This window comes from Halomonas sp. HK25 (assembly GCF_047795635.1).
Taxonomy (GTDB): Bacteria; Pseudomonadota; Gammaproteobacteria; order Pseudomonadales; family Halomonadaceae; genus Halomonas.
Genome location: NZ_CP181044.1, coordinates 3,047,524 through 3,067,568, shown reverse-complemented (window position 1 = coordinate 3,067,568; position 20,045 = coordinate 3,047,524). Strand labels below are relative to the sequence as shown.

Here is a 20,045-nt window from a genome sequence, read left to right as displayed (position 1 = left end):
TCCACGGTTGACTGAACATCAGATCCGCCCGGACCCTGCCACGGGCGGCGCACCACGAGAGGACACCATGCCCGAGTATCGTTCCCGCACCACCACCGCCGGCCGCAACATGGCCGGCGCCCGCGCCCTGTGGCGTGCCACCGGCATGAAGGATGACGACTTCCACAAGCCGATCATCGCCGTGGCCAACTCCTTCACCCAGTTCGTGCCGGGCCACGTGCACCTGAAGGACATGGGGCAGCTGGTGGCCCGCGAGATCGAGAAGGCCGGTGGCGTGGCCAAGGAGTTCAACACCATCGCGGTGGACGACGGCATCGCCATGGGCCACGACGGCATGCTCTATTCGCTGCCGAGCCGCGACCTGATCGCCGACAGCGTCGAGTACATGGTCAATGCCCACTGTGCCGACGCCCTGGTGTGCATCTCCAACTGCGACAAGATCACCCCGGGAATGCTCAACGCCGCCATGCGCCTGAACATTCCGGTGATCTTCGTCTCCGGCGGCCCCATGGAGGCCGGCAAGACCAAGCTGCTCGACCATGGCCTCGACCTGGTGGACGCCATGGTGATGGCCGCCGATGACAGCGTCGACGACGAGACCCTGGCCGAGGTGGAGCGCAGCGCCTGTCCCACCTGTGGCAGCTGTTCCGGCATGTTCACCGCCAACTCCATGAACTGCCTGATGGAGGCGCTGGGCCTGGCGCTGCCGGGCAACGGCACCGTGCTGGCCACCCACGCCGACCGCCGCCGCCTGTTCGAGAATGCCGGCCACCGCATCGTCGAACTGGCCAAGCGCGTCTATGAAGGCGACGAGGCGCACCTGCTGCCCCGCGCCATCGGCTCCAAGGCGGCGTTTCGCAACGCCATGACCCTCGATATCGCCATGGGCGGCTCCACCAACACCATCCTGCACCTGCTGGCCGCCGCCCAGGAGGGCGAGGTCGACTTCACCATGGCCGATATCGACCGGCTGTCGCGGGAGGTGCCGCAGCTGTGCAAGGTGGCGCCCAACACCCAGAAGTACCATATCGAAGACGTGCACCGCGCCGGCGGCATCATGGCGATCCTCGGCGAGCTCGACCGCGCCGGCGTGCTCGACACCCGGGTGCCCACCGTCTATGGCGACTCCCTCAAGGCGGCGCTGGACGAGTGGGACATCATGCGCAGCCCCAGCGCCGAGGTGGTGGAGTTCTTCAAGGCTGGCCCCGGCGGGGTGCCCACCCAGGTGGCCTTCTCCCAGGCCGCGCGCTGGCCCAGCCTCGACGGTGACCGCGCCACCGGCTGCATCCGCGACCTGGAGCATGCCTTCTCCCGCCAAGGCGGCCTGGCCGTGCTCTACGGCAACATCGCCCAGGACGGCTGCGTGGTGAAGACCGCCGGCGTCGACGACTCCATCCTGGTCTTCGAGGGCTCGGCCCACGTGGTGGAGTCCCAGGACCAGGCCGTGGCGGACATCCTCGAGGGCAAGGTGAAGGAGGGCGACGTGGTGGTGATTCGCTACGAGGGGCCCAAGGGCGGCCCAGGCATGCAGGAGATGCTCTATCCGACCTCCTACCTGAAGTCCAGGGGGCTCGGCAAGGCGTGTGCGCTGCTCACCGACGGGCGCTTCTCCGGCGGCACCTCGGGGCTCTCCATCGGCCACGTCTCCCCGGAGGCCGCCGCCGGTGGCGCCATCGGCCTGGTGGAGCAGGGCGATACCATCCAGATCGATATCCCCAACCGGGCGATCAACGTCAAGCTGACCGACGCCGAGCTGGCCGCCCGCCGTGAGGCCATGGAGGCCAGGGGTAGTGAGGCCTGGAAGCCCGCCAGCCCGCGCGAGCGCAAGGTCTCGGCGGCGCTCAAGGCCTACGCGCTGCTCGCCACCTCAGCCGACAAGGGGGCAGTACGCGACCTCTCCAGGCTCGACTGAGCGCTCCGCCTGCCCCGGGCCTGCGCCGGGGCGTCCATTTCAGCAGGGAAGCCGCATCATGAAGACCTACACCCTCAACGTCGGCCTGATCGGCTTCGGCATGGCGGGCAAGTCACTTCACGCCCCCCTGATCCAGGCCACCCCCGGCATGGAGCTTGTCGCGGTGGTCAGCGGCGAGGCCGACAGGGTTCACGCCGTCCTGCCCGAGGTGGAAGTGCTGGCCAGGGCGCCGGCACTGTTTGCCCGGCGCGATATCGACCTGGTGGTAATCGCCACCCCCAACGAGACCCACTATCCGCTTGCCAAGGCGGCGTTGGCGGCAGGCAAGCACCTGGTCATCGACCAGCCCTTCACGGTATCGCTCTCCGAGGCGCGGCTGCTACGCACCCAGGCGGAAGGCGCCGATAGGCTGATCAGCGTCTTCCACAACCGTCGCTGGGACAGCGACTTCCTGACCCTGCGAGGGCTGCTCGAGGCCGGAACCCTGGGGCGGGTCGTGGCCCTGGAGTCGCGCTTCGACCGGTTTCGACCCACGGTCACAGACCGTTGGCGGGACCACCACCAGCCGGGCGGCGGGATCTGGTTCGACCTGGGGCCGCACCTGCTCGATCAGGTGCGGGCCCTGTTCGGCATGCCCAAGGCGATCCTGCTGGAGCTCGCCACGGTGCGCGAAGGCGCCGAGGTGGACGACGATTTTCTCTGCCTGCTGGAGTACGACGGCCTGCGCGTGACCCTGCAGGCGAGTTCGCTGGTGGCCGAGCCCACGCCGCGCTTTCGGGTGCATGGCACTCGCGGCAGCTACGTGACGTTCGGCCTGGACCCCCAGGAGGCGTGGCTCAAGGCGGGCAAGGCCCCGGCACCCGGCTGGGGGGACGATCCGCAGGCGGGGCGCCTGATGCTGGCCGAGCGCGAGGGTGAGTCAGCCGAGGGCCTGGAATATCCCAACCTGCCGGGTGACTGGCCCGCCTACTATGCGGGCATCGCCGAAGCGTTGCTGCGCGGGACGCCGCCGCCGGTGACCCTCGATGAGGCCATGGACGTGATGACGTTGCTCGAGACCGGCCTGGACAGCTATCGCCAGGGGCGCTGGCTGCGCTTCAAGGAGGGAAACGAGCTGAGGCGTCGCCTGCACGCATCGGGGCGCTGAGGGCTACCACAGCGATGGCCGGGTGGTGTCGGCGCGCAGCCGGTCCCGGGCGATGTAGAGGGCGGCGATGGCTCGCGCCTCGTGAAAGTCCTCTCGGGCGAGCAGCGCGGGCAGCTCCTCGATGGCATGCGTCTCGACGATCAGCGGCTCCGGTTCGTCGCCGGGCAGCCGCTTCGGATAGAGATCCTTGGCCAGCAGCACCTGCATGCGATGGCGCATGTAGTTGGGGGCCAGCGAGAGCTCCACCAGCGGCTCGATGCTGCGGGCACCGAAGCCGCACTCCTCCATCAGCTCGCGGTTGGCGGCGCTGACGATATCCTCGCCCGGGTCCACCAGCCCCTTGGGCAGGGTCAGCACATACTCCTCGAAGCCGGCGGCGTACTCGCGGATCAGCAGCACGTGCTCGGGATCGGGCATGGCGACAATCATCACCGCGCCCTGGTCGCTGCCCGTCAGCCGCTCGAAGGTGCGCTCCTCGCCGTTGGAGAAGCGCAGGTCCAGGGATTCGACGTGGAACAGACGGCTCCTGGCCACCGACTGGCGGGCGAGCACCTGGGGCTTCTGGGGCCACTGTGGCTCGGACCCGGGGGCCTCGGAGCTTGGAGACTTGAACCTGGGTGCGTCAGACATGGGCGCTCCGTTTCTGGGTAGGGAAGGCGCCTGATACAATACCATCCCTTGCCAGCCACCACTCGGGAGTCGCGATGATCGACTGGCGCGCCATCGATACCGTCCTGCTCGACATGGACGGCACCCTGCTGGACCTGCATTTCGACAGCCACTTCTGGCTGGAGCACCTGCCCAGGCGCTACGTGGAGTTGCACCAGCTCGACGAAGCCACCCAGGAGGTGGTGCGTTCCAAGGTGCTGCACGAGCAGGGCACCCTCAACTGGTACAGCCTGGCCTACTGGAGCCGCGAGCTTGACCTCGACATCATCGCCCTCAAGCGCGAGATCCAGCACCTGATCGGCCTGAGAAGCGATGCCCTGGACTTCCTCAGGTGGCTCAAGCAGGCCCACCCCCGGGTGGTGCTGGCCACCAATGCCGACCGCGCCAGCCTGGAGCTGAAGTTGCCGCTCACCGGCCTGGAGGAGTACCTGGACGCCATCGTCTCCTCGGCGGACCTGGGCATGCCCAAGGAGGAGCCGGCCTTCTGGCCCGCCCTTCAGGCGGTGGAGCCCTTCGACCCGGCTCGCACCCTGTTTATCGACGACAATCCCCGGGTGCTGGAGAGCGCCCGAAAGTTTGGCATCCGCCACCTGCTCGGCGTCAAGCAGCCCGACAGCACCCGGCCCGAGAAAGAGCTCGAGGAGTTCATTGCCCTGGACCGCTTCGCCACCATCTTGCCCGGCAACCTGCCCCCCGGCCAGCGGGCCGCCACGGGGAGCGCGCCGGAGGAGGGGGCCCATGGATAGCGTCCGGCTCGACAAGTGGCTGTGGGCGGCGCGCTTCTTCAAGACCCGCGGCCTGGCCAAGAAGGCCATCGAGGGCGGCAAGGTCCACTACAATGGCGCCCGGGCCAAGACCAGCAGGAGCGTCGAGGCGGGGGCCCTCGTTCGCGTGCCCCAGGGTTGGGACCTTCTCGAAGTGGAGGTCGTCGCGCTCTCCGATCAGCGTCGCGGTGCCCCCGAGGCGCGTGCGCTCTATCGAGAGACGGAGGAGAGCGTGGCGCGCCGTGAACGCGAGGCCGAGGCGCGCCGTCTCACCAACCAGACCATGCAGCACCCGCTCAAGCGCCCCGACAAGAAGCAGCGCCGGGATATCCAGCGTTTCCAGCGTCAGCAGCCTGACGACTAGCCCCACGACGCACGACTCACAAGCGCGCAGCGCGCTTACCAGCGCCGCGCTCACTCCTCACAAGCGCGCAGCGCACTCACGACTCGCAGACTCCTATGACCGACCAGATCCAGCGTTTCCTCTTCGATAACACCAACGTGCGCGGCGAGCTCGTGACCCTCGAGCGGGCCTACGCCGAGGTGCTCGACCGCCACGCCTACCCGTCGGTGGTCAATCGCCTACTGGGCGAACTGCTCGCCGCCGTGGCGCTACTTACCGACACCGTCAAGCTCGATGGCACCCTGAGCATCGAGGTGCGTGGCAAGGGCTCCCTGGCCCTGCTGATGGCCGAGTCCAACCCCGGTGGCGAGCTGCGCGCCATCGCTCGCCTGGCCGAGGACGCCCCGGTGCCGGCCGATGACGCGAGCTTCCTCGAGTTGCTCGGCGAGGGGCAGATCATGATCACCCTGGACCCCCGGGAGGGGCAACGCTACCAGGGCATCGTCGCCCTGGATCACGACAGCCTGGCCGGCTGCCTGGCCGCCTACTTCGTCCAGTCGGAGCAGTTGCCCACGCATCTGTGGCTGGCCGCGGACGGCCACCGCGCCGGCGGCCTGCTGCTGCAGCGCATGCCCGACGAGTCGCAGAACCAGGACCTGGATGCCTGGGACCGCAGCGTGCTCCTGGCCGATACGGTCAAGGACGAGGAGTTGCTGGCGCTCGGTCCCGAGGCGCTGCTGCAGCGCCTCTATCACCAGGAGCCGGTGCGGGTCTTCGATCCCAAACCGCTGCGTTTCGGCTGCACCTGCTCCCGGGAGCGCATCGCCTCTGCGCTACTGACCCTGGGGCAGGCGGAGCTGCGCCAGGTCCTGGCCGAGCACGGCAGCATCGACACCCAGTGCCACTTTTGCCACACCCGCTATCACTTCGACGAGGCCGATGTCGAGGCGCTGCTGGCCGAGGGCGATGCGTCGCCACCCGTGGTCCACTGAGGTGAATTGCTGCGACGCACAATCAATCCTGTAGTGAAATGCCGTGATGTTGTAGAAAAACTACATGAATTTCGCCCAAAAACGGCGTTCCCCGCGGCGGCGGATTTTGCCATAATGGCGCCGTTTTTCGGCTCGATCGCTTCGCCCCAAGACGGCACATCCGCAGCGGCGATCGATGGCAGATACCCGCTGCGTCGCCACCGACGCCCGGCACACGAGAGAATCGGCCGCAAGGCCCAGGAACCGACATGACCACACCCCAAGCTCCCAAAGCCCACGTCAACCTCAGCAGCGCCGAACTGATCGAGCGTGCAGTGGCCACCGGCGAGGGCCGCCTGGCCGCCAATGGCGCCCTGGTGGTGAATACCGGTGTGCGCACCGGGCGCTCCCCAAAGGACCGTTTCCTTGTCGATGAGCCGTCCACCAGTGCACAGATCGACTGGGGCAGCGTGAACCGTCCCTTCGACGCCGAGAAGTTCGATGCCCTCTGGGCCCGCGTCGAGGACTACCTGCTGGGCAAGGAGCACTACGTGTCGGAGCTCCACGTGGGCAGCGACCCGACCTACTACCTGCCGGTTCGCGTACAGACCGAGACCGCCTGGCAGAACCTGTTCGGACGCACCATGTTCGTGCGCCCGGAGGCCTACAACCCCTCCGCGAAGGAGGAGTGGACCATCATCAACGCCGCCGGCTTCGAGTGCGAGCCGGCCCGCGACGGCACCCACTCCGACGGCGCCGTAATCATCAACTTCGCCCAGAAGAAGGTGCTGATCGCCGGGATGCGCTACGCCGGCGAAATGAAGAAGGCCATGTTCTCGGTGCAGAACTTCCTGCTGCCGGCCGCCGACGTGCTGCCCATGCACTGCTCCGCCAACGTCGGCGAGGACGGCGAGACCTGCCTGTTCTTCGGCCTCTCCGGCACTGGCAAGACCACCCTCTCCGCCGACCAGGCCCGCTACCTGATCGGTGACGACGAGCACGCCTGGGGCCCGGGCACCGTCTTCAACATCGAGGGTGGCTGCTACGCCAAGTGCATCGACCTCTCCGAGAAGAACGAGCCGGTCATCTGGAACGCCATCAAGTTCGGTACCGTGCTGGAGAACGTGGTTCTCGACGATCGCCGCGAGCCGGACTACGCCGACGACAGCCTGACCCAGAACTCCCGCGCCGCCTACCCGCTGGAGCACGTCGAGAAGCGCGTGCCCGAGAACCGCGCTGGTGAGCCCAACGCCATCGTCTTCCTGACCTGCGACATGAGCGGCGTGCTGCCGCCGGTCTCCGTGCTCACCAAGGAAGCAGCGGCCTATCACTTCCTCTCCGGCTACACCGCCAAGGTGGGTTCCACCGAGATGGGTTCCGCCGAAGGCCTCTCCACCACCTTCTCCACCTGCTTCGGGGCCCCCTTCTTCCCGCGTCCGGCCCGCGAGTACGCGGACCTGCTGATCAAGCGCGTGGACGAGAAGGACGCCCAGGTCTACCTGGTCAACACCGGCTGGACCGGCGGCTCCTACGGTGAGGGCGGCTCGCGCTTCTCCATCCCCACCACCCGCGCCATCATCAGCGCCATCCAGACCGGTGTGCTGCGCGAGGTCGAGACCAAGCAGATCGACGGCCTCAATCTGCAGGTTCCGGTGGCGGTGCCGGGCGTCGATTCCCGTCTGCTCGACCCGCGCGAGACCTGGGAAGACAAGGACGCCTACGATCGCAAGCGTCAGGACCTGGCCGAGCAGTTCGTCGACAACTTCAAGAAGTTCGACGGCGTCAACGCGGCCATCGTCAAGGCAGGGCCCAGCCTGACCTGAGACCCCTGGCTTGAGAACCGTCGCTAGTCAGGGCGGTCAGAACGGGGGAGCGGCACTGCCGCTCCCCCGTTCTGCTGTCTGTCCCTGATGGAGAAGAAGCATGAAACGACGGCATTTCCTGGGCCTGGCGGGTGCCGCCGGGGCCATGGCCCTGCTGCCCGGTGTCGCCCTCGGCTTCCCCCGGCTGAGGCTCGAGGCCGCCCCCGGCCTGGAGCGTCTGGAGCTCTCCAGCGCCGAGTGGCGCGAGCGCCTTACCCCCGAGCAGTACGAGATCCTGCGCGATCATGGCACCGAGCCCCCCTGGTCGAGCCCGCTGGACGGCGAATGGCGCGACGGCGAGTATCGCTGTGCCGGCTGCGAGCTGCCACTCTTCGAGAGCCAGATGAAATACGACTCCGGCACCGGCTGGCCAAGCTTCTTCACTCATGTGGAGGGGCACCTGCTGAGCCGCCTCGACTTCAGCATGCTCTGGCCGCGGGTCGAGTACCACTGCGCCCGCTGCGGCGGCCACCAGGGCCACGTGTTCAGCGACGGCCCCGAGCCCAGCGGCCTGCGCTGGTGTAACAATGGCCTGGCGCTGAGCTTTCACCCGGCTTCGCCGGGAGCTTGAAGCTTGAAGAGCGTCGCTTCGCTCCTGGAAGCCGGAAGAAAAACCGGCCCGGCTTTGCCGGGAGCTGTAAGCCTTAAGCTATAAGCTGGAAGAAAAACCTTGACCCCAAAGCTGGCGACATCAAGCTGCCTTCCAGCTTCCAGCTTCCAGCTTCCAGCTTCCAGCTTCCAGCTTCCAGCTTCCAGCTTCCAGCTTCCAGCTTACGGCTTACGGCTTACGGCTTACGGCTTACGGCTCCCGGCGCAGCCGGGCTTATGGTACCTTGTCGCGATTGATTCTCGAGCATCAGCGAAGGGGTTACATGGACGCCACCAGCCGCATCATCACGCGCCTCGCCGAGGAGCTTTCCGTTCGCCCGCAGCAGGTCTCGGCCACGGTGGAATTGCTCGACGGCGGGGCGACCGTGCCCTTCATCGCCCGCTACCGCAAGGAGGTGACCGGCGGGCTCGATGACACCCAGCTGCGCAACCTTCACGAGCGCCTCGGCTATCTGCGAGAGCTTGAGGAGCGCCGTGCGGCGGTACTGTCCGCCATCGACGAACAGGGCAAACTCTCCGCCGAACTCAAGGGGCAGATCCAGGCCGCCGACACCAAGCAGCGCCTGGAAGATCTCTACCTGCCCTACAAGAAGAAGCGTCGCACCAAGGCCCAGATCGCCCGCGAAGCGGGCCTCGAGCCCCTGGCGGATGCCCTGCTGGCCGACCCCACCCTGGAGCCCGAGGCCGAGGCGGCGAAGTACCTTCGTGCCGCCGAGGACGACATTCCCGCGGTGGAAGACGCCAAGGCGGCTCTCGACGGCGCCCGCCAGATCCTCATGGAGCGCTTCGCCGAGGACGCCGAGCTGGTGGGGCGGCTGCGCGAGCGGCTGTGGCAGGAGGGCGAACTCAGCGCTCGGCTGATTGCCGGCAAGGAGGCCGAGGGCGCCAAGTTCTCCGACTACTTCGAACACGACGAGAAGCTGGCGAAGACCCCTTCCCACCGGGCGCTGGCGATGTTCCGCGGCCGCAACGAGGGGGTGCTGACGCTCGCCATCAGGCTGCCCGGGGAGGACGAGGCGCCGATCCATCCGGCCCAGGTCGCCATCGCCCGCCACTTCGATATCCGCGACCTGGGGCGGGCCGCGGACAAGTGGCTGCGCGACGTGGTGCGCTGGACCTGGCGGGTCAAGCTCTACACTCATCTCGAGACCGAGTTGATGGGCCGGCTGCGTGAGCGCGCCGAGCTTGAGGCCATCGATGTCTTCGCCGCCAACCTCAAGGACCTGCTGCTGGCCGCGCCGGCGGGTCAGAAGGCCACGTTGGCCATCGACCCGGGCCTGCGCACCGGCTGCAAGGTCGCCGTGGTAGATGCCACCGGTCAGTTCCTGGCCCACGCCACCATCTACCCCCATGCGCCGCGCAACGCCTGGGAGGCGTCGCTGGCCGAGCTGGCCAGGCTGGTCGAGAAGCACGACGTGGCGCTGATCGCCGTGGGCAACGGTACCGCCAGTCGCGAGACCGACCGCCTGGCCGGCGATCTGGTGAAGACCTTTGCTTCTAGATCTGGGGCCGGCAAGAAGGCGCTTTCCAAGGTGATGGTCAGCGAGGCGGGTGCCTCGGTCTACTCCGCCTCGGAGTACGCCTCCCGGGAACTGCCCGACCTCGATGTCACCATCCGCGGTGCGGTCTCCATCGCTCGCCGGCTGCAGGACCCGCTGGCCGAGCTGGTCAAGATCGAGCCCAAGTCCATCGGCGTGGGCCAGTACCAGCACGACGTCTCCCAGCTGCAGTTGTCGCGTAGCCTCGAAGCGGTGATCGAGGACTGCGTGAACGGCGTGGGGGTTGACCTCAACACCGCCTCCAGCGCGCTGCTCTCCCGGGTGGCGGGGCTCTCGGCGGGGCTGGCCGAGGCGATCGTCGCCCGGCGCAACGCCGCGGGCGCCTTCACCAGCCGCAAGGAGCTGCTCGACGTCAGCCGCCTCGGGCCCAAGACCTTCGAGCAGTGTGCGGGCTTTTTGCGCATCATGAACGGCGCCAACCCGCTGGACGCCAGCGCCGTGCACCCGGAGGCCTACCCGCTGGTGGAGCGCATCGCCAGGCAGAGCGGCCGGGATCTCGGCAGCCTGATCGGCGACAGCGCCACGCTCAAGGCGGTGAAGCCTGCCGACTTCGCCGACGAGCGCTTCGGCGTGCCCACCGTGACCGACATTCTCGCCGAGCTGGACAAGCCCGGCCGCGATCCGCGCCCCGAGTTCAAGGCCGCCGAGTTCCGTGAGGGGGTCGAGACCCTCAAGGACCTGGAGCCCGGCATGATCCTCGAGGGCAGCGTCACCAACGTCACCCACTTCGGCGCCTTCGTCGATATCGGCGTCCATCAGGATGGCCTGGTACATATCTCGGCGCTCTCCGAAAGGTTCGTCGAGGACCCGCGCTCGGTGGTCAAGGCCGGCGATATCGTCAAGGTCAAGGTGATGAGCGTCGACCTTGAGCGTGCCCGCATCGGCCTTTCCATGCGACTGGACGACCAGCCGGACGAGGAGGGTGGCGGCAAGCCGCGCCGAGGCACCAGCAGCCGCCAGCCCGAGGCTCAGAAACCGGGCGCCCAGAAAGCCGGTGGCCAGAAGCCCCCCCGCAAGGGTGGCGGACGCGACTCGGGAGATCAGCAGGGACAGATGGGTGCCCTCGGTGCCGCCCTGCTCAAGGCCAAACAGAAGCGCTAACCTTCCACGCTAATTTTCCACTACCAGGGGTGTTACCTTGTCCGACTCACTCGCCACTCTCATCGAGCGTCTGGCCGGCCCCGCCCGCCAGGGGCAGTTCAGCCGCCTGCGTCGTGGCCTCGAGAAGGAGGGGCTGCGCGTCAACCCCGTGGGTCGTATCGCCCAGACCCCGCATCCCGCCGCGCTGGGCTCCAAGCTGACCCACCCGCACGTCACCACCGACTACTCGGAGGCGCTGCTGGAGTACATCACGCCGGTCACCTGCCGGCCCGCCGACGCCATGGCCTTCCTGGGCGACCTGCACCGTTATACCTACCGCTATCTGGGTGACGAGCTGATCTGGCCGGCCAGCATGCCCTCGCGCCTGTCCGGCAACGACAGCGTGCCCATTGCCGATTACGGCACCTCCAACGTGGGCACCATGAAGCGGGTCTACCGCAAGGGCCTGGACGTGCGCTACGGGCGCATCATGCAGGCCATCGCCGGGGTGCACTACAACGTCTCCCTGCCCGACGACCTCTGGAAACTGCTGCGCGCGATGGAGGGGGCGGCCGACACCCCCATGGCCGACTATCGCTCCCAGCGCTACTTCGGGCTGATTCGCAATTTCCGCCGCCACAGCTGGCTGCTGCTCTATCTGTTCGGCGCCTCCCCGGCGCTGGATCGCAGCTTCCTGCCCGACGGACGCGAGATCCCCGACAAGCTCCAGGCCCATGGCACCGAGACCCTGATCTCCCCCTGGGCCACCAGCCTGCGCATGTCGGACCTGGGTTATCAGAACAAGGTACAGGCCCAGCTCAAGATCTGCTTCAACTCGCTCTCCAACTACGTGAACACCCTGCGCAACGCCATCTCCACCCCCTGGCCTGCTTACGCGGCGCTGGGCGTGAAGGACGGCGCCGCTTGGCGCCAGCTCAACGCCAATATCCTGCAGATCGAGAACGAGTACTACAGCGACATTCGCCCCAAGCGAGTGACCCGCCACGGCGAGACCCCCAGCCAGGCCCTGGAGGCCAGCGGGGTGGAATACATCGAGGTGCGCTGCCTCGACCTCAACCCGCTGCTGACCCTGGGGCTGGACGAGACGCAGATCCATTTCGTGGATGCCTTCGTGATGTGGTGCCTGCTCGCCGAGAGCCCCTGGATCTCCGACGAGGAGTGCGAGAGCCTCGACGACAATCGTCGCCTGGTGGTGGAGCGCGGCCGCGACCCCGAGCTGCGCCTGTGCGACCAGGGCCGTGGCCGCAGCGTGGCGGAGTGGGGCGGCGAGATCCTGGCCGCGATCGACGGTGTGGCCGGCCTGCTCGACGAACTGGAAGAGGGCAACCCCCACCGGGACGCCGTGGCCGCCCTGGCTCCGCGTCTGGCCGACCCCTCGCTCACGCCCTCCGGGCAGCTGCTGGCCCGCCTCAAGGAGAGCGGTGAAGAGTTTAGCGATGCCATGCTGGCCCTCGCCCGGGAGCAGGCCGAACGGCTGCGATGCGAGCCCATGGACCCGGCTCGCCAGGCGCTGTTCGAGGAACTGGTGGGGATCTCCCAGCGCCAGCAGCAGGAGATCGAGGCCGCCGACCGGGTCGACTTCGATGACTTCCTGGCCGACTACTTCGCCCGCGCCCGGGAGTCGCGCATCATCGGGGAGGTGAGCCCATGAGGGCGCACCTGGCCCGACTCTCCGTGCGCCACTGGAGCCTCGCCGGGCTGGCCTTCTGCGCCCTGATGATGGCCGTGGCCCTTGTCCTGGAGCATGTCGTCGGGCTCGACCCCTGCCCGCTATGCATCTTCCAGCGGGTCGCGGTACTCGCCGCCGCGGCGGTGTTTGCGGTGGCCGCCATCCACAACCCCAGGGGGCGTGTCGGTGCCGGTGTCTATGGCGTGCTGGGGCTGGCCGCCGTGGCCGGCGGCATCGGCGTGGCCTGGCGCCACCTGTGGCTGCAGTCGCTGCCGCCGGAGGAGGTGCCCAGCTGCGGCCCGGGGCTCGACTACATGATGGATCTGCTGCCCTGGCGTGACGTGGTGGCCATGGTGCTCTCCGGCTCCGGCGAGTGCGCCGAGATCGACTTCCTGCTGCTCGGCATCTCGCTGCCGGGCTGGACGCTGATCGGCTTTCTGGTGCTGGCCGTGGCGCCGCTGGGCCTGGTGCTCGCGGCGTTTCGGGAGCGGGGGTGATCCGGGGATTGACAGCGCCCCCGGGGCGGGCGAGTCTGGACTCCCTGCCGGGCGTAGGACGCTCCCGGCGCCACCGAGTTGGCATCATCAAACGTAGGGAGGCCCCCATGCTGGAAGACTGCAAGAGCGCCCTGGAGCGCTGGGGTGGTGTGCACAATCTGATCGACCGCTGGCTGGACGAGCGACGCGACCTGCTGGTCCAATTCGTCGAGCTCAAGGAAGCCTGCGACGCTGAGCTGGAAGCGGTGAGCAAGGCCCAGATCGACCGTTTCAGCGAGTTGCTGATGGACTACATCAGCGCTGGCCACTTCGAGATCTACCCCCAGCTGCGTGAGGAGGCCAGGGCCTTCGAGGATGAGGCCGCCCTGGCCCTGGCCGACAGCCTGCTGACGCGGTTGGAGATGTCCACCGAGTTGGTGCTCTCCTTCGACGCCGAGTACGACAGCCCCGGACGGGTGCGCCAGCATCTCGGTCGTCTTCCTGCCTGGCTAGAACGGCTGGCCCACGGCCTCACCGAGCGCTTCAGCCTCGAGGACCGCCTGATCGGCCGTGTCCACGCCGCCCACGCCCCGGATGCCGCCCGGGCCGAGCTGCGCTCCTTGTAAGGGGTGAGCGCTTCGCTTGTGAGGGGTGAGTTGTAACTCCTCACAAGCGAATCGCTTACCCTTCACGCCCCTTGGGGCCCAGTACCAGCATGCAGGGCGTCAGCAGCAGTGTCAGGCCAGTGGCGAAGGTCAGGCCGCCGGCGATGGCGCTGGAGAGCTGGGTCCACCACTGGGTCGAGGGCGCACCGAGCCCCAGGCTCGGTGCGAACAGATTGACGTTTACCCCCAGCACCATGGGCGCCAGGCCCAGCACCGTCGTCACCGCGGTGAGCAGCACCGGGCGAAGGCGCAGCCCACCCGCCTCCAGGGCCGCCTCGAAGGGCGAGTGCTCCTCGCCGCGCAGTTGATTGTAGGTGTCGATCAGCACGATGTTGTTGTTCACCACGATCCCCGCCAGGGCGATGACGCCCATCCCCACCATGACGATGCCGAAGGGCTGGGCGTTGACCAGCAGGCCGAGCAGGACCCCCGCCGTAGAGAAGACGATCGCCGAGAGCACCAGCATCGCCTGGTAGAGGCTGTTGAACTGGGTCACCAGGATCAGCGTCATCATCGCGATGGCCACCAGGAAGGCGGTAGCGAGGAAGCGGCTCGCCTCCTGCTGGTCCTGCTGTTCGCCGGCCACGTTGACCAGCACCCCTTCGGGCGGCGGGCCGCCGGCCTCCAGCAGGGCGCGCAGCCGCTCGTCGCTGCGGTATCCGTCGGCCACGTCCGCCTCCAGGGTCACCGCCCGGCGGCCGTCGATGCGGTGCAGGGTGCCCACCTTGGGCGCCGGCGTGAGCTCCACGAAGTTGGAGATCGGCACCTGGCCCCGGGCCGTGTTCAGCGTCAGCCGCCCGAGCTGGTCAAGGGAGCGGTAGCCCGTCGGCAGGCGCACCCGGATATCCACCTCGTCGCTGACCCCGGCGGGGCGGTAGCTGGCCACCTGCAGCCCGGTGGTGATCAGCTGCACGGCGCTGCCCACCGTCGCGACATCGGCCCCGAAGCGCGCCGCCGCCTCGCGGTCCACCATCACTCGCCACTCCACGCCGGGCAGGCTGCGGTCATCCTCGATGTCGCGGAAGCCGCCCAGCTCGCCCATCAGCTCGCGCAGCCGATCCACCGCGCGGTTGGTGGCGGCATCGTCATGGCCGCTCACCTCCAGCACGATGGGCTTGCCCTCGCCGGGCCCCATCTCCTGCTCGCGGAACTCCAGCACCAGCCCGGGCAGGTCGGTGGTGCGCTCGCTCATCTCTGTGAAGATCGCGGCCACCGGCCGGCGGTGCTGCCAGTCGATCAGCTGGAATTGCAGCACGCCGATCACGTCGCTGCCGAGCTGCTGGTTGGGAGTGGCGAAGGAGCGCGCGTAGAGCGCCTCCACCTCGCTCATGCCGGCCAGGCGGGCCTCCACCCGGCGCACCACGGCATCCTTCTCCGTGGCGGAAAAGTCCCCCCGGGCGCGCACCAGCACCTGGGCACTGTCCGGCTCCACGGCGGGGAAGAACTCGACCCCGTGGTTGAAGCGCGCATAGGCGGTGTAGATCAGCGCCAGCAGCAGCAGGGCGAACAGCAGGGTCAGCCCCGGCATGGCCAGCAGCCGGGCGAGCAGGGCGCGGTAGAGGCGCCCGCCGGCGCTGATCCGGTCCTGTTCGGTCTCCCGGCGGGAGGCGCGCACCCCGAAGACGCCGCCCAGGGTGGGCAGGAACACCAGCGCCATGGCCAGTGACGCCAGCAGGCAGAGGATCACCGTGGCCGGCAGGTACTTCATAAACTCGCCCACCACTCCGGGCCAGAACAGCAGCGGCACGAATACCGCGAGGGTGGTGGCGGTGGAGGCGATCACCGGCCAGCTCATGCGCGCCGCCGCATTGACCCAGGCCTCCCGGGGCGGCTGCCCCTGGCGCAGGTGGCGGTCGGCAAGCTCCGAGACCACGATGGCACCGTCCACCAGCATGCCGGCGACGAGAATGAGCGAGAAGAGCACCACGATGTTGAGGGTGAACCCCAGCGTCCAGATCAGCAGGATGCCGGTGAGGAAGGCCCCGGGGATGGTCAGGCCCACCATCAGGGCGCTGCGCAGCCCCATGGCGGCGAGGATCACCACCAGCACCATCACCACCGCGGTGAGCACGTTGTTGAGCAGCTCATCGAGCATCTCCTCCACCATTTCGGACTGGTCCATGATGGTGGTGATCTCGAGCCCCTCGGGAATCAGCCCGCCGGCCACGTCGATCAGGCTACCCACCTGCTCGATGGTGGCGATGATGTTGGCCCCGGCACGCTTGGAGATCTCCAGCACCAGCGCCGGCTGGTCGTCGATGCGGGCGAAGCCGTCCGGGTCCTTGAAGGTGGGGCGGATCCAGGCCACATCGCCGAAGGTGACCACCCGGTCGCCGTCTACCTTCACCGGCATGCCCATCACGTCCTCGAGGCGCTCGATCACCCCGGGCACCTTGAGCGCCAGACGCCCGGCGCCGGTGTCCAGGCTGCCCGCCGCCACCAGGCGATTGTTGCGGCTGACCAGGTTGAACAGGCTGTCGAAGTCGACGCCGTAGCTGTCCAGCACCAGGGGGTCGACCACGATCTCCAGCAGCTCCTCACGGTCGCCGCCGATGTCCACCTCGAGCACCTCGGCGATGCCTTCGATCTCCTCCTTGAGGCGGCGCGCTACCGCCAGTCGCCGGGTCTCATCGAGCTGGCCTGAGAGGCCGATGGAGAGCACCGGGAAGAGCCCCACGTTGACCTCCATCACCCGCGGCTCGTCGGCCTCCTGGGGCAGCTCGGCACGGGCGATGTCGACCCGCTCGCGGACGTCGGTAAGGGCCTGGTCAGGGTCGAAGCCGGCATCGAACTCCAGGGTCACCGCGGCGTGGCCTTCACTGGCCTGGGAGGTCATCTTGCGCACCCCCTCGATGCTGCGCAGCTCCTGCTCCATGGGGCGCACCAGCAGCCGCTCGCCATCCTCGGGGCTGACCCCCTCCAGCGACAGCGACACATAGATGATGGGGATGGCGACGTCGGGGTTGGCCTCCTTGGGGATCGCCTGCCAGGCGGCAAGCCCGGCGAGCAACAGCGTGCCCAGCAGCAGCAGGGTGGTGCGCGAGCGCTCCAGGGCGGCCTCGATGAGGGTGCGCATCTCAGGGCGACACCTGAGTGGGCTCGGCCGCAACCGGCACGACCCGCTCGCCCGCTGCCACCAGGCCGCCGCCCAGGGTGATCAGCCGCACCCGCGCGGGTAGCCCCGCAACACGGGCCTCATCGGTGGCGGCATCGACCAGGGTCACCGGCGTGCGCACCACCCGGTCGTCACCATCGAGATGCTTCACCGCCAGCTGGCCGTCGTCGTCCAGCTCGAGCAGGGCGGGGGAGAGACGATGCACCTGCCGCTCGGGCAGGGTGATCATCAGGGTGGCGCTGGCCCCGGCCAGGCGGCGCCCCTCGGGGTTGGCCACCCGGGCCTCCACGGCGAAGGTGCGCGCCGCGTCCTCGGCGCGGCGCCCCACCAGGCTGACCTCGCCCTCGAGCCGCGAGCCGTCCATCAAGCGCAGCTGGGCGGGCAGGCCGGCTTCGAGCTCATGGGCGTCGCGCTGGGGCGCCCAGGCCCGGGCCACCAGGTGGCTATCGTCCACCAGCTGGCCGAAGGTCTCGCCCACCTGAATCAACTCGCCGAGCTCCACATCGAGGCGGTCGAGCACGCCGTCGAAGGGGGCGGTGGGGCGGGTGTCGTCGAGCTGGCGGCGCAGGCTCGCCACCTCGGCCTCGGCGCGGGAGACACCGCTCTGCAGGCGCAGGTAGTCGGTGTTGGAGATCAGCTGGCGGCGGCGCAGGTCGTCGGCACCGGCCAGCTCGGCGCGGGCCAGGGCCAGCTCCGCCTCGGCCTGCTCGAGCCGCGCCGGCAGCTCATCCCGCGCCAGGGCAATCAGCACCGTGCCGGACTCGACGCGGTTGCCTGCCGACACCGGCAGCGCCTCGACGCGACCCGCCTGGCGGGCGCGCAGGGTCAGCTCGCGGTCGGCCATGAGGTGCCCCTGCAACACCAGCCGAGGGGCATGGGGCTCGGCGTCGCGGGTGACCACCTCGACACGGGCGGCGGGCTCCGCCGCGGCCGGTTCGCCCTCGGGCGCCGCGTCCTGGAAGCGCTGCAGGTCGCCGAAGGCCAGCCAGACTCCCAGGGCGAGGGTGACGGCGATGGCCAGCAGCGGAGACAGGGACGGGGGCAGGCGTCGGCGGGGCATGCGGTGTGGTCCATCAACGGGCATGAGGCGCCAGCATACTATCGTTAGCGCTTCGCTTGTGAAGGGTGAGCGCCCTACGGGCTTGTGAGTAGTGAGTGGCAACGACTCACCAGCGCGAAGCGCTCTCACCACTCACCACTCACCTTATGTTGCATTGAGTTTTGGTCCGGGCAGGCATACCATCTTGGCGGTTCGAATTCAGGCCCGACGGCTTGCCCGGCGGGTCCGTCCTCACGGCGCTAATCCGTGCGTTGACCATCAAGGAGCCTCCATGAAACAGCCCGTTCGTATTGCCATCACCGGCGCTGCCGGCCAGATCAGCTACTCCCTCGCCTTCCGCATCGCCTCCGGCGACATGCTGGGCAAGGACCAGCCGGTCATCCTGCAGCTGCTCGAGATCACCCCGGCCATGGAAGCCCTGAACGGCGTGGTGATGGAGCTGAACGACTGCGCCTTCCCGCTGGTGCAGGAGATCGTCGCCACCGACGATGCCAACGTCGCCTTCAAGGATGCCGATTTCGCCCTGCTGGTCGGTGCCCGTCCGCGCGGTCCGGGCATGGAGCGCAAGGACCTGCTGGAAGCCAACGCGGCGATCTTCTCCGTGCAGGGCAAGGCGCTGAACGACAACGCCAGCCGCGACGTCAAGGTGCTGGTGGTGGGCAACCCGGCCAACACCAACGCGCTGATCGCTTCCTGCAACGCGCCGGATCTGGACGCCAAGCAGTTCACCGCCATGACCCGCCTGGACCACAATCGCGCCCTGACCCAGCTGGCCCAGAAGACCGGCAAGCACGTCACCGACGTCGAGAGCATGATCATCTGGGGCAACCACAGCGCTACCCAGTACCCCGACATCGCCCACTGCCAGGTGGCCGGCAAGCCGGCGGCCGAGCTGGTCGAGCGTGACTGGTACGAGAACACCTTTATTCCGGACGTGCAGCAGCGCGGTGCGGCGATCATCAAGGCCCGCGGCGCCTCCTCCGCGGCCTCTGCGGCCTCTTCTGCCATCGACCATATGCGCGACTGGGCGCTGGGCACCAACGGCCAGATCGTCAGCATGGCGATCCCCTCCGACGGCAGCTACGACGTCGAGCCGGGCATCATCTACTCCTACCCGGTGACCTGTGAAGGCGGCAAGTACGAGATCGTCCAGGGTCTGGAAGTCGACGAATTCAGCCGCGGCAAGATGAAGGCCAGCGAAGACGAGCTGCGTGAAGAGCGCACCGCCGTCGAGCACCTGCTTGGGTAAGCCTGAAGCTTGAAGAGCGGCGCTTCGCGCCTGGAAGCTTGAAGCTGGAAGAAAAACCGCCCCTGTGGCTCTTGCCACGGGGGCGGTGCTGTTTAGGCTCACTTCCAGCTTCCAGCTCCCGACGAAGTCGGGTCAGTCCCTCAGACTGATGATCCGCCAGCCGCGGCCCTCGGCGACCTCGCGCAGGGTGGCGTCCGGGTCCACCGCCACCGGATGGTCGACCTTCTCCAGCAGCGCCAGGTCATTGTGGGAGTCGCTGTAGAACCAGGCGTCGTCCAGGGTCAGGTCCTTGTCGGCGAGCCACTCCTCCAGGCGCACCACCTTGCCCTCGCGATAGCTGGGGGTGCCGGTCACTCGGCCGGTGTAGCGACCCTCCACCACCTCGGGCTCCACTGCGATCAGGTCATCCACGCCCAGCCGCTCGGCGATGGGGCCGGTGATGAAGCGGTTGGTGGCGGTGATGATCAGCAGGGTGTCGCCGCGGCTGCGGTGGCGGGCCACCAGCTCCTCGCCCCTGGGCAGGATATGCGGCTCGATCTTGCTGGCCATGAACTGCTGGTGCCAGGCCGCGAGCTGTTCCGGGCTATTCTCGGCCAGGGGCCGCAGCGCCACTTCCAGAAAGGCGTGGATATCCAGGGTGCCGGCCTCGTAGTCGGCCAGGAAGCGATCATTGGCGTCGCGGTAGGCCACCGGGTCCACGGCGCCCTGCTCGAGAAGGAACTCCCCCCAGGCGTGGTCGCTGTCGATCGACAGCAGGGTGTTGTCCAGGTCGAAGATGGCCAGGCTCACGATGACTCCCATGGGCAGGTTGCAGAGGGTAAATGTCAGGACGAAAGCCCGCGATTATCGCAGAACCCGCGGTCGGCTGCGACCC

Annotated in this window: 16 protein-coding genes; 12 read left to right on the top strand and 4 right to left on the bottom strand. The window is 68.2% G+C overall.

Going from position 1 to position 20,045, the window contains the following annotated elements; all coding sequences use genetic code 11:
- Window positions 1-67: 67 nt before the first annotated feature.
- Window positions 68-1,912: a dihydroxy-acid dehydratase gene (gene ilvD, locus ACM26W_RS14480; protein WP_416137678.1), complete on the top strand. Its 1,845-nt coding sequence runs from the start codon at window positions 68-70 to the stop codon at window positions 1,910-1,912.
- 58 nt (window positions 1,913-1,970) lie between these two features.
- Window positions 1,971-3,059 (top strand): oxidoreductase, encoded by a 1,089-nt coding sequence (locus tag ACM26W_RS14475; RefSeq protein ID WP_416137677.1) that lies wholly within the window; start codon window positions 1,971-1,973, stop codon window positions 3,057-3,059.
- Between the two features lie 3 nt (window positions 3,060-3,062).
- On the opposite strand, the gene nudE is transcribed toward ACM26W_RS14475, so the two are convergent.
- Window positions 3,063-3,689 (bottom strand): ADP compounds hydrolase NudE, encoded by a 627-nt coding sequence (gene nudE / locus ACM26W_RS14470; protein WP_416137676.1) that lies wholly within the window; start codon window positions 3,687-3,689, stop codon window positions 3,063-3,065.
- A gap of 74 nt (window positions 3,690-3,763) precedes the next feature.
- Here nudE and yrfG point away from each other — a divergent pair, with 74 nt between their 5' ends.
- The 9 genes from yrfG (at window position 3,764) to rsd (ending at window position 13,708) form a co-directional block, all read left to right on the top strand.
- A complete protein-coding gene (gene yrfG / locus ACM26W_RS14465) occupies window positions 3,764-4,474 on the top strand; it encodes a GMP/IMP nucleotidase (protein ID WP_416137675.1) in 711 nt (236 codons plus the stop codon).
- Window positions 4,467-4,856, top strand: a complete 390-nt coding sequence (hslR, locus tag ACM26W_RS14460; protein WP_416137674.1) for a ribosome-associated heat shock protein Hsp15 — start codon at window positions 4,467-4,469, stop codon at window positions 4,854-4,856. The genes yrfG and hslR overlap by 8 nt, the downstream gene beginning before the upstream one ends.
- 95 nt (window positions 4,857-4,951) lie before the next feature.
- Entirely contained in the window at window positions 4,952-5,827 is an 876-nt protein-coding gene (gene hslO / locus ACM26W_RS14455) for an Hsp33 family molecular chaperone HslO (RefSeq protein ID WP_416137673.1), read from the top strand.
- A gap of 248 nt (window positions 5,828-6,075) precedes the next feature.
- Window positions 6,076-7,629: a phosphoenolpyruvate carboxykinase gene (locus ACM26W_RS14450; protein ID WP_416137672.1), complete on the top strand. Its 1,554-nt coding sequence runs from the start codon at window positions 6,076-6,078 to the stop codon at window positions 7,627-7,629.
- A 100-nt stretch (window positions 7,630-7,729) separates the two neighbouring features.
- Window positions 7,730-8,239, top strand: a complete 510-nt coding sequence (msrB, locus tag ACM26W_RS14445; RefSeq protein ID WP_416137671.1) for a peptide-methionine (R)-S-oxide reductase MsrB — start codon at window positions 7,730-7,732, stop codon at window positions 8,237-8,239.
- Window positions 8,240-8,540: 301 nt separating this feature from the next.
- Entirely contained in the window at window positions 8,541-10,937 is a 2,397-nt protein-coding gene (locus tag ACM26W_RS14440) for a Tex family protein (protein WP_416137670.1), read from the top strand.
- A 37-nt stretch (window positions 10,938-10,974) separates the two neighbouring features.
- On the top strand, window positions 10,975-12,588 hold the full coding sequence (gshA, locus tag ACM26W_RS14435; protein WP_416137669.1) for a glutamate--cysteine ligase: 1,614 nt from the start codon (window positions 10,975-10,977) through the stop codon (window positions 12,586-12,588).
- Window positions 12,585-13,103: a disulfide bond formation protein B gene (locus ACM26W_RS14430; protein ID WP_416137668.1), complete on the top strand. Its 519-nt coding sequence runs from the start codon at window positions 12,585-12,587 to the stop codon at window positions 13,101-13,103. Before gshA ends, ACM26W_RS14430 begins: the two co-directional genes overlap by 4 nt.
- Before the next feature lie 107 nt (window positions 13,104-13,210).
- Window positions 13,211-13,708: a sigma D regulator gene (rsd, locus tag ACM26W_RS14425; RefSeq protein WP_416137667.1), complete on the top strand. Its 498-nt coding sequence runs from the start codon at window positions 13,211-13,213 to the stop codon at window positions 13,706-13,708.
- A gap of 55 nt (window positions 13,709-13,763) precedes the next feature.
- Here rsd and ACM26W_RS14420 read toward each other — a convergent pair whose 3' ends face one another.
- Together ACM26W_RS14420 and ACM26W_RS14415 are read right to left on the bottom strand one after the other, a co-directional pair.
- Window positions 13,764-16,823: an efflux RND transporter permease subunit gene (locus ACM26W_RS14420; protein ID WP_416137665.1), complete on the bottom strand. Its 3,060-nt coding sequence runs from the start codon at window positions 16,821-16,823 to the stop codon at window positions 13,764-13,766.
- A gap of 1 nt (window position 16,824) precedes the next feature.
- A complete protein-coding gene (locus ACM26W_RS14415) occupies window positions 16,825-17,922 on the bottom strand; it encodes an efflux RND transporter periplasmic adaptor subunit (RefSeq protein WP_416137664.1) in 1,098 nt (365 codons plus the stop codon).
- Between the two features lie 271 nt (window positions 17,923-18,193).
- Here ACM26W_RS14415 and ACM26W_RS14410 point away from each other — a divergent pair, with 271 nt between their 5' ends.
- Window positions 18,194-19,171 carry a malate dehydrogenase gene (locus ACM26W_RS14410; RefSeq protein ID WP_416137663.1) on the top strand — a complete coding sequence of 326 codons (978 nt, stop codon included), beginning with the start codon at window positions 18,194-18,196 and terminating at the stop codon, window positions 19,169-19,171.
- Window positions 19,172-19,303: 132 nt separating this feature from the next.
- Here ACM26W_RS14410 and ACM26W_RS14405 read toward each other — a convergent pair whose 3' ends face one another.
- The gene (locus ACM26W_RS14405) at window positions 19,304-19,960 is read right to left on the bottom strand and encodes an HAD family hydrolase (protein ID WP_416137662.1); all 657 of its coding nucleotides are present in this window, start codon (window positions 19,958-19,960) and stop codon (window positions 19,304-19,306) included.
- Window positions 19,961-20,045 lie beyond the last annotated feature (85 nt).

Coding starts and splice junctions, on each gene's coding strand:
- ilvD (WP_416137678.1), top strand. CDS start 68: ATGCCCGAGTATCGTTCCCGCACCACCACCGCCGGCCGCAACATGGCC.
- ACM26W_RS14475 (WP_416137677.1), top strand. CDS start 1,971: ATGAAGACCTACACCCTCAACGTCGGCCTGATCGGCTTCGGCATGGCG.
- nudE (WP_416137676.1), bottom strand. CDS start 3,689: ATGTCTGACGCACCCAGGTTCAAGTCTCCAAGCTCCGAGGCCCCCGGG.
- yrfG (WP_416137675.1), top strand. CDS start 3,764: ATGATCGACTGGCGCGCCATCGATACCGTCCTGCTCGACATGGACGGC.
- hslR (WP_416137674.1), top strand. CDS start 4,467: ATGGATAGCGTCCGGCTCGACAAGTGGCTGTGGGCGGCGCGCTTCTTC.
- hslO (WP_416137673.1), top strand. CDS start 4,952: ATGACCGACCAGATCCAGCGTTTCCTCTTCGATAACACCAACGTGCGC.
- ACM26W_RS14450 (WP_416137672.1), top strand. CDS start 6,076: ATGACCACACCCCAAGCTCCCAAAGCCCACGTCAACCTCAGCAGCGCC.
- msrB (WP_416137671.1), top strand. CDS start 7,730: ATGAAACGACGGCATTTCCTGGGCCTGGCGGGTGCCGCCGGGGCCATG.
- ACM26W_RS14440 (WP_416137670.1), top strand. CDS start 8,541: ATGGACGCCACCAGCCGCATCATCACGCGCCTCGCCGAGGAGCTTTCC.
- ACM26W_RS14430 (WP_416137668.1), top strand. CDS start 12,585: ATGAGGGCGCACCTGGCCCGACTCTCCGTGCGCCACTGGAGCCTCGCC.
- rsd (WP_416137667.1), top strand. CDS start 13,211: ATGCTGGAAGACTGCAAGAGCGCCCTGGAGCGCTGGGGTGGTGTGCAC.
- ACM26W_RS14420 (WP_416137665.1), bottom strand. CDS start 16,823: ATGCGCACCCTCATCGAGGCCGCCCTGGAGCGCTCGCGCACCACCCTG.
- ACM26W_RS14415 (WP_416137664.1), bottom strand. CDS start 17,922: ATGCCCCGCCGACGCCTGCCCCCGTCCCTGTCTCCGCTGCTGGCCATC.
- ACM26W_RS14410 (WP_416137663.1), top strand. CDS start 18,194: ATGAAACAGCCCGTTCGTATTGCCATCACCGGCGCTGCCGGCCAGATC.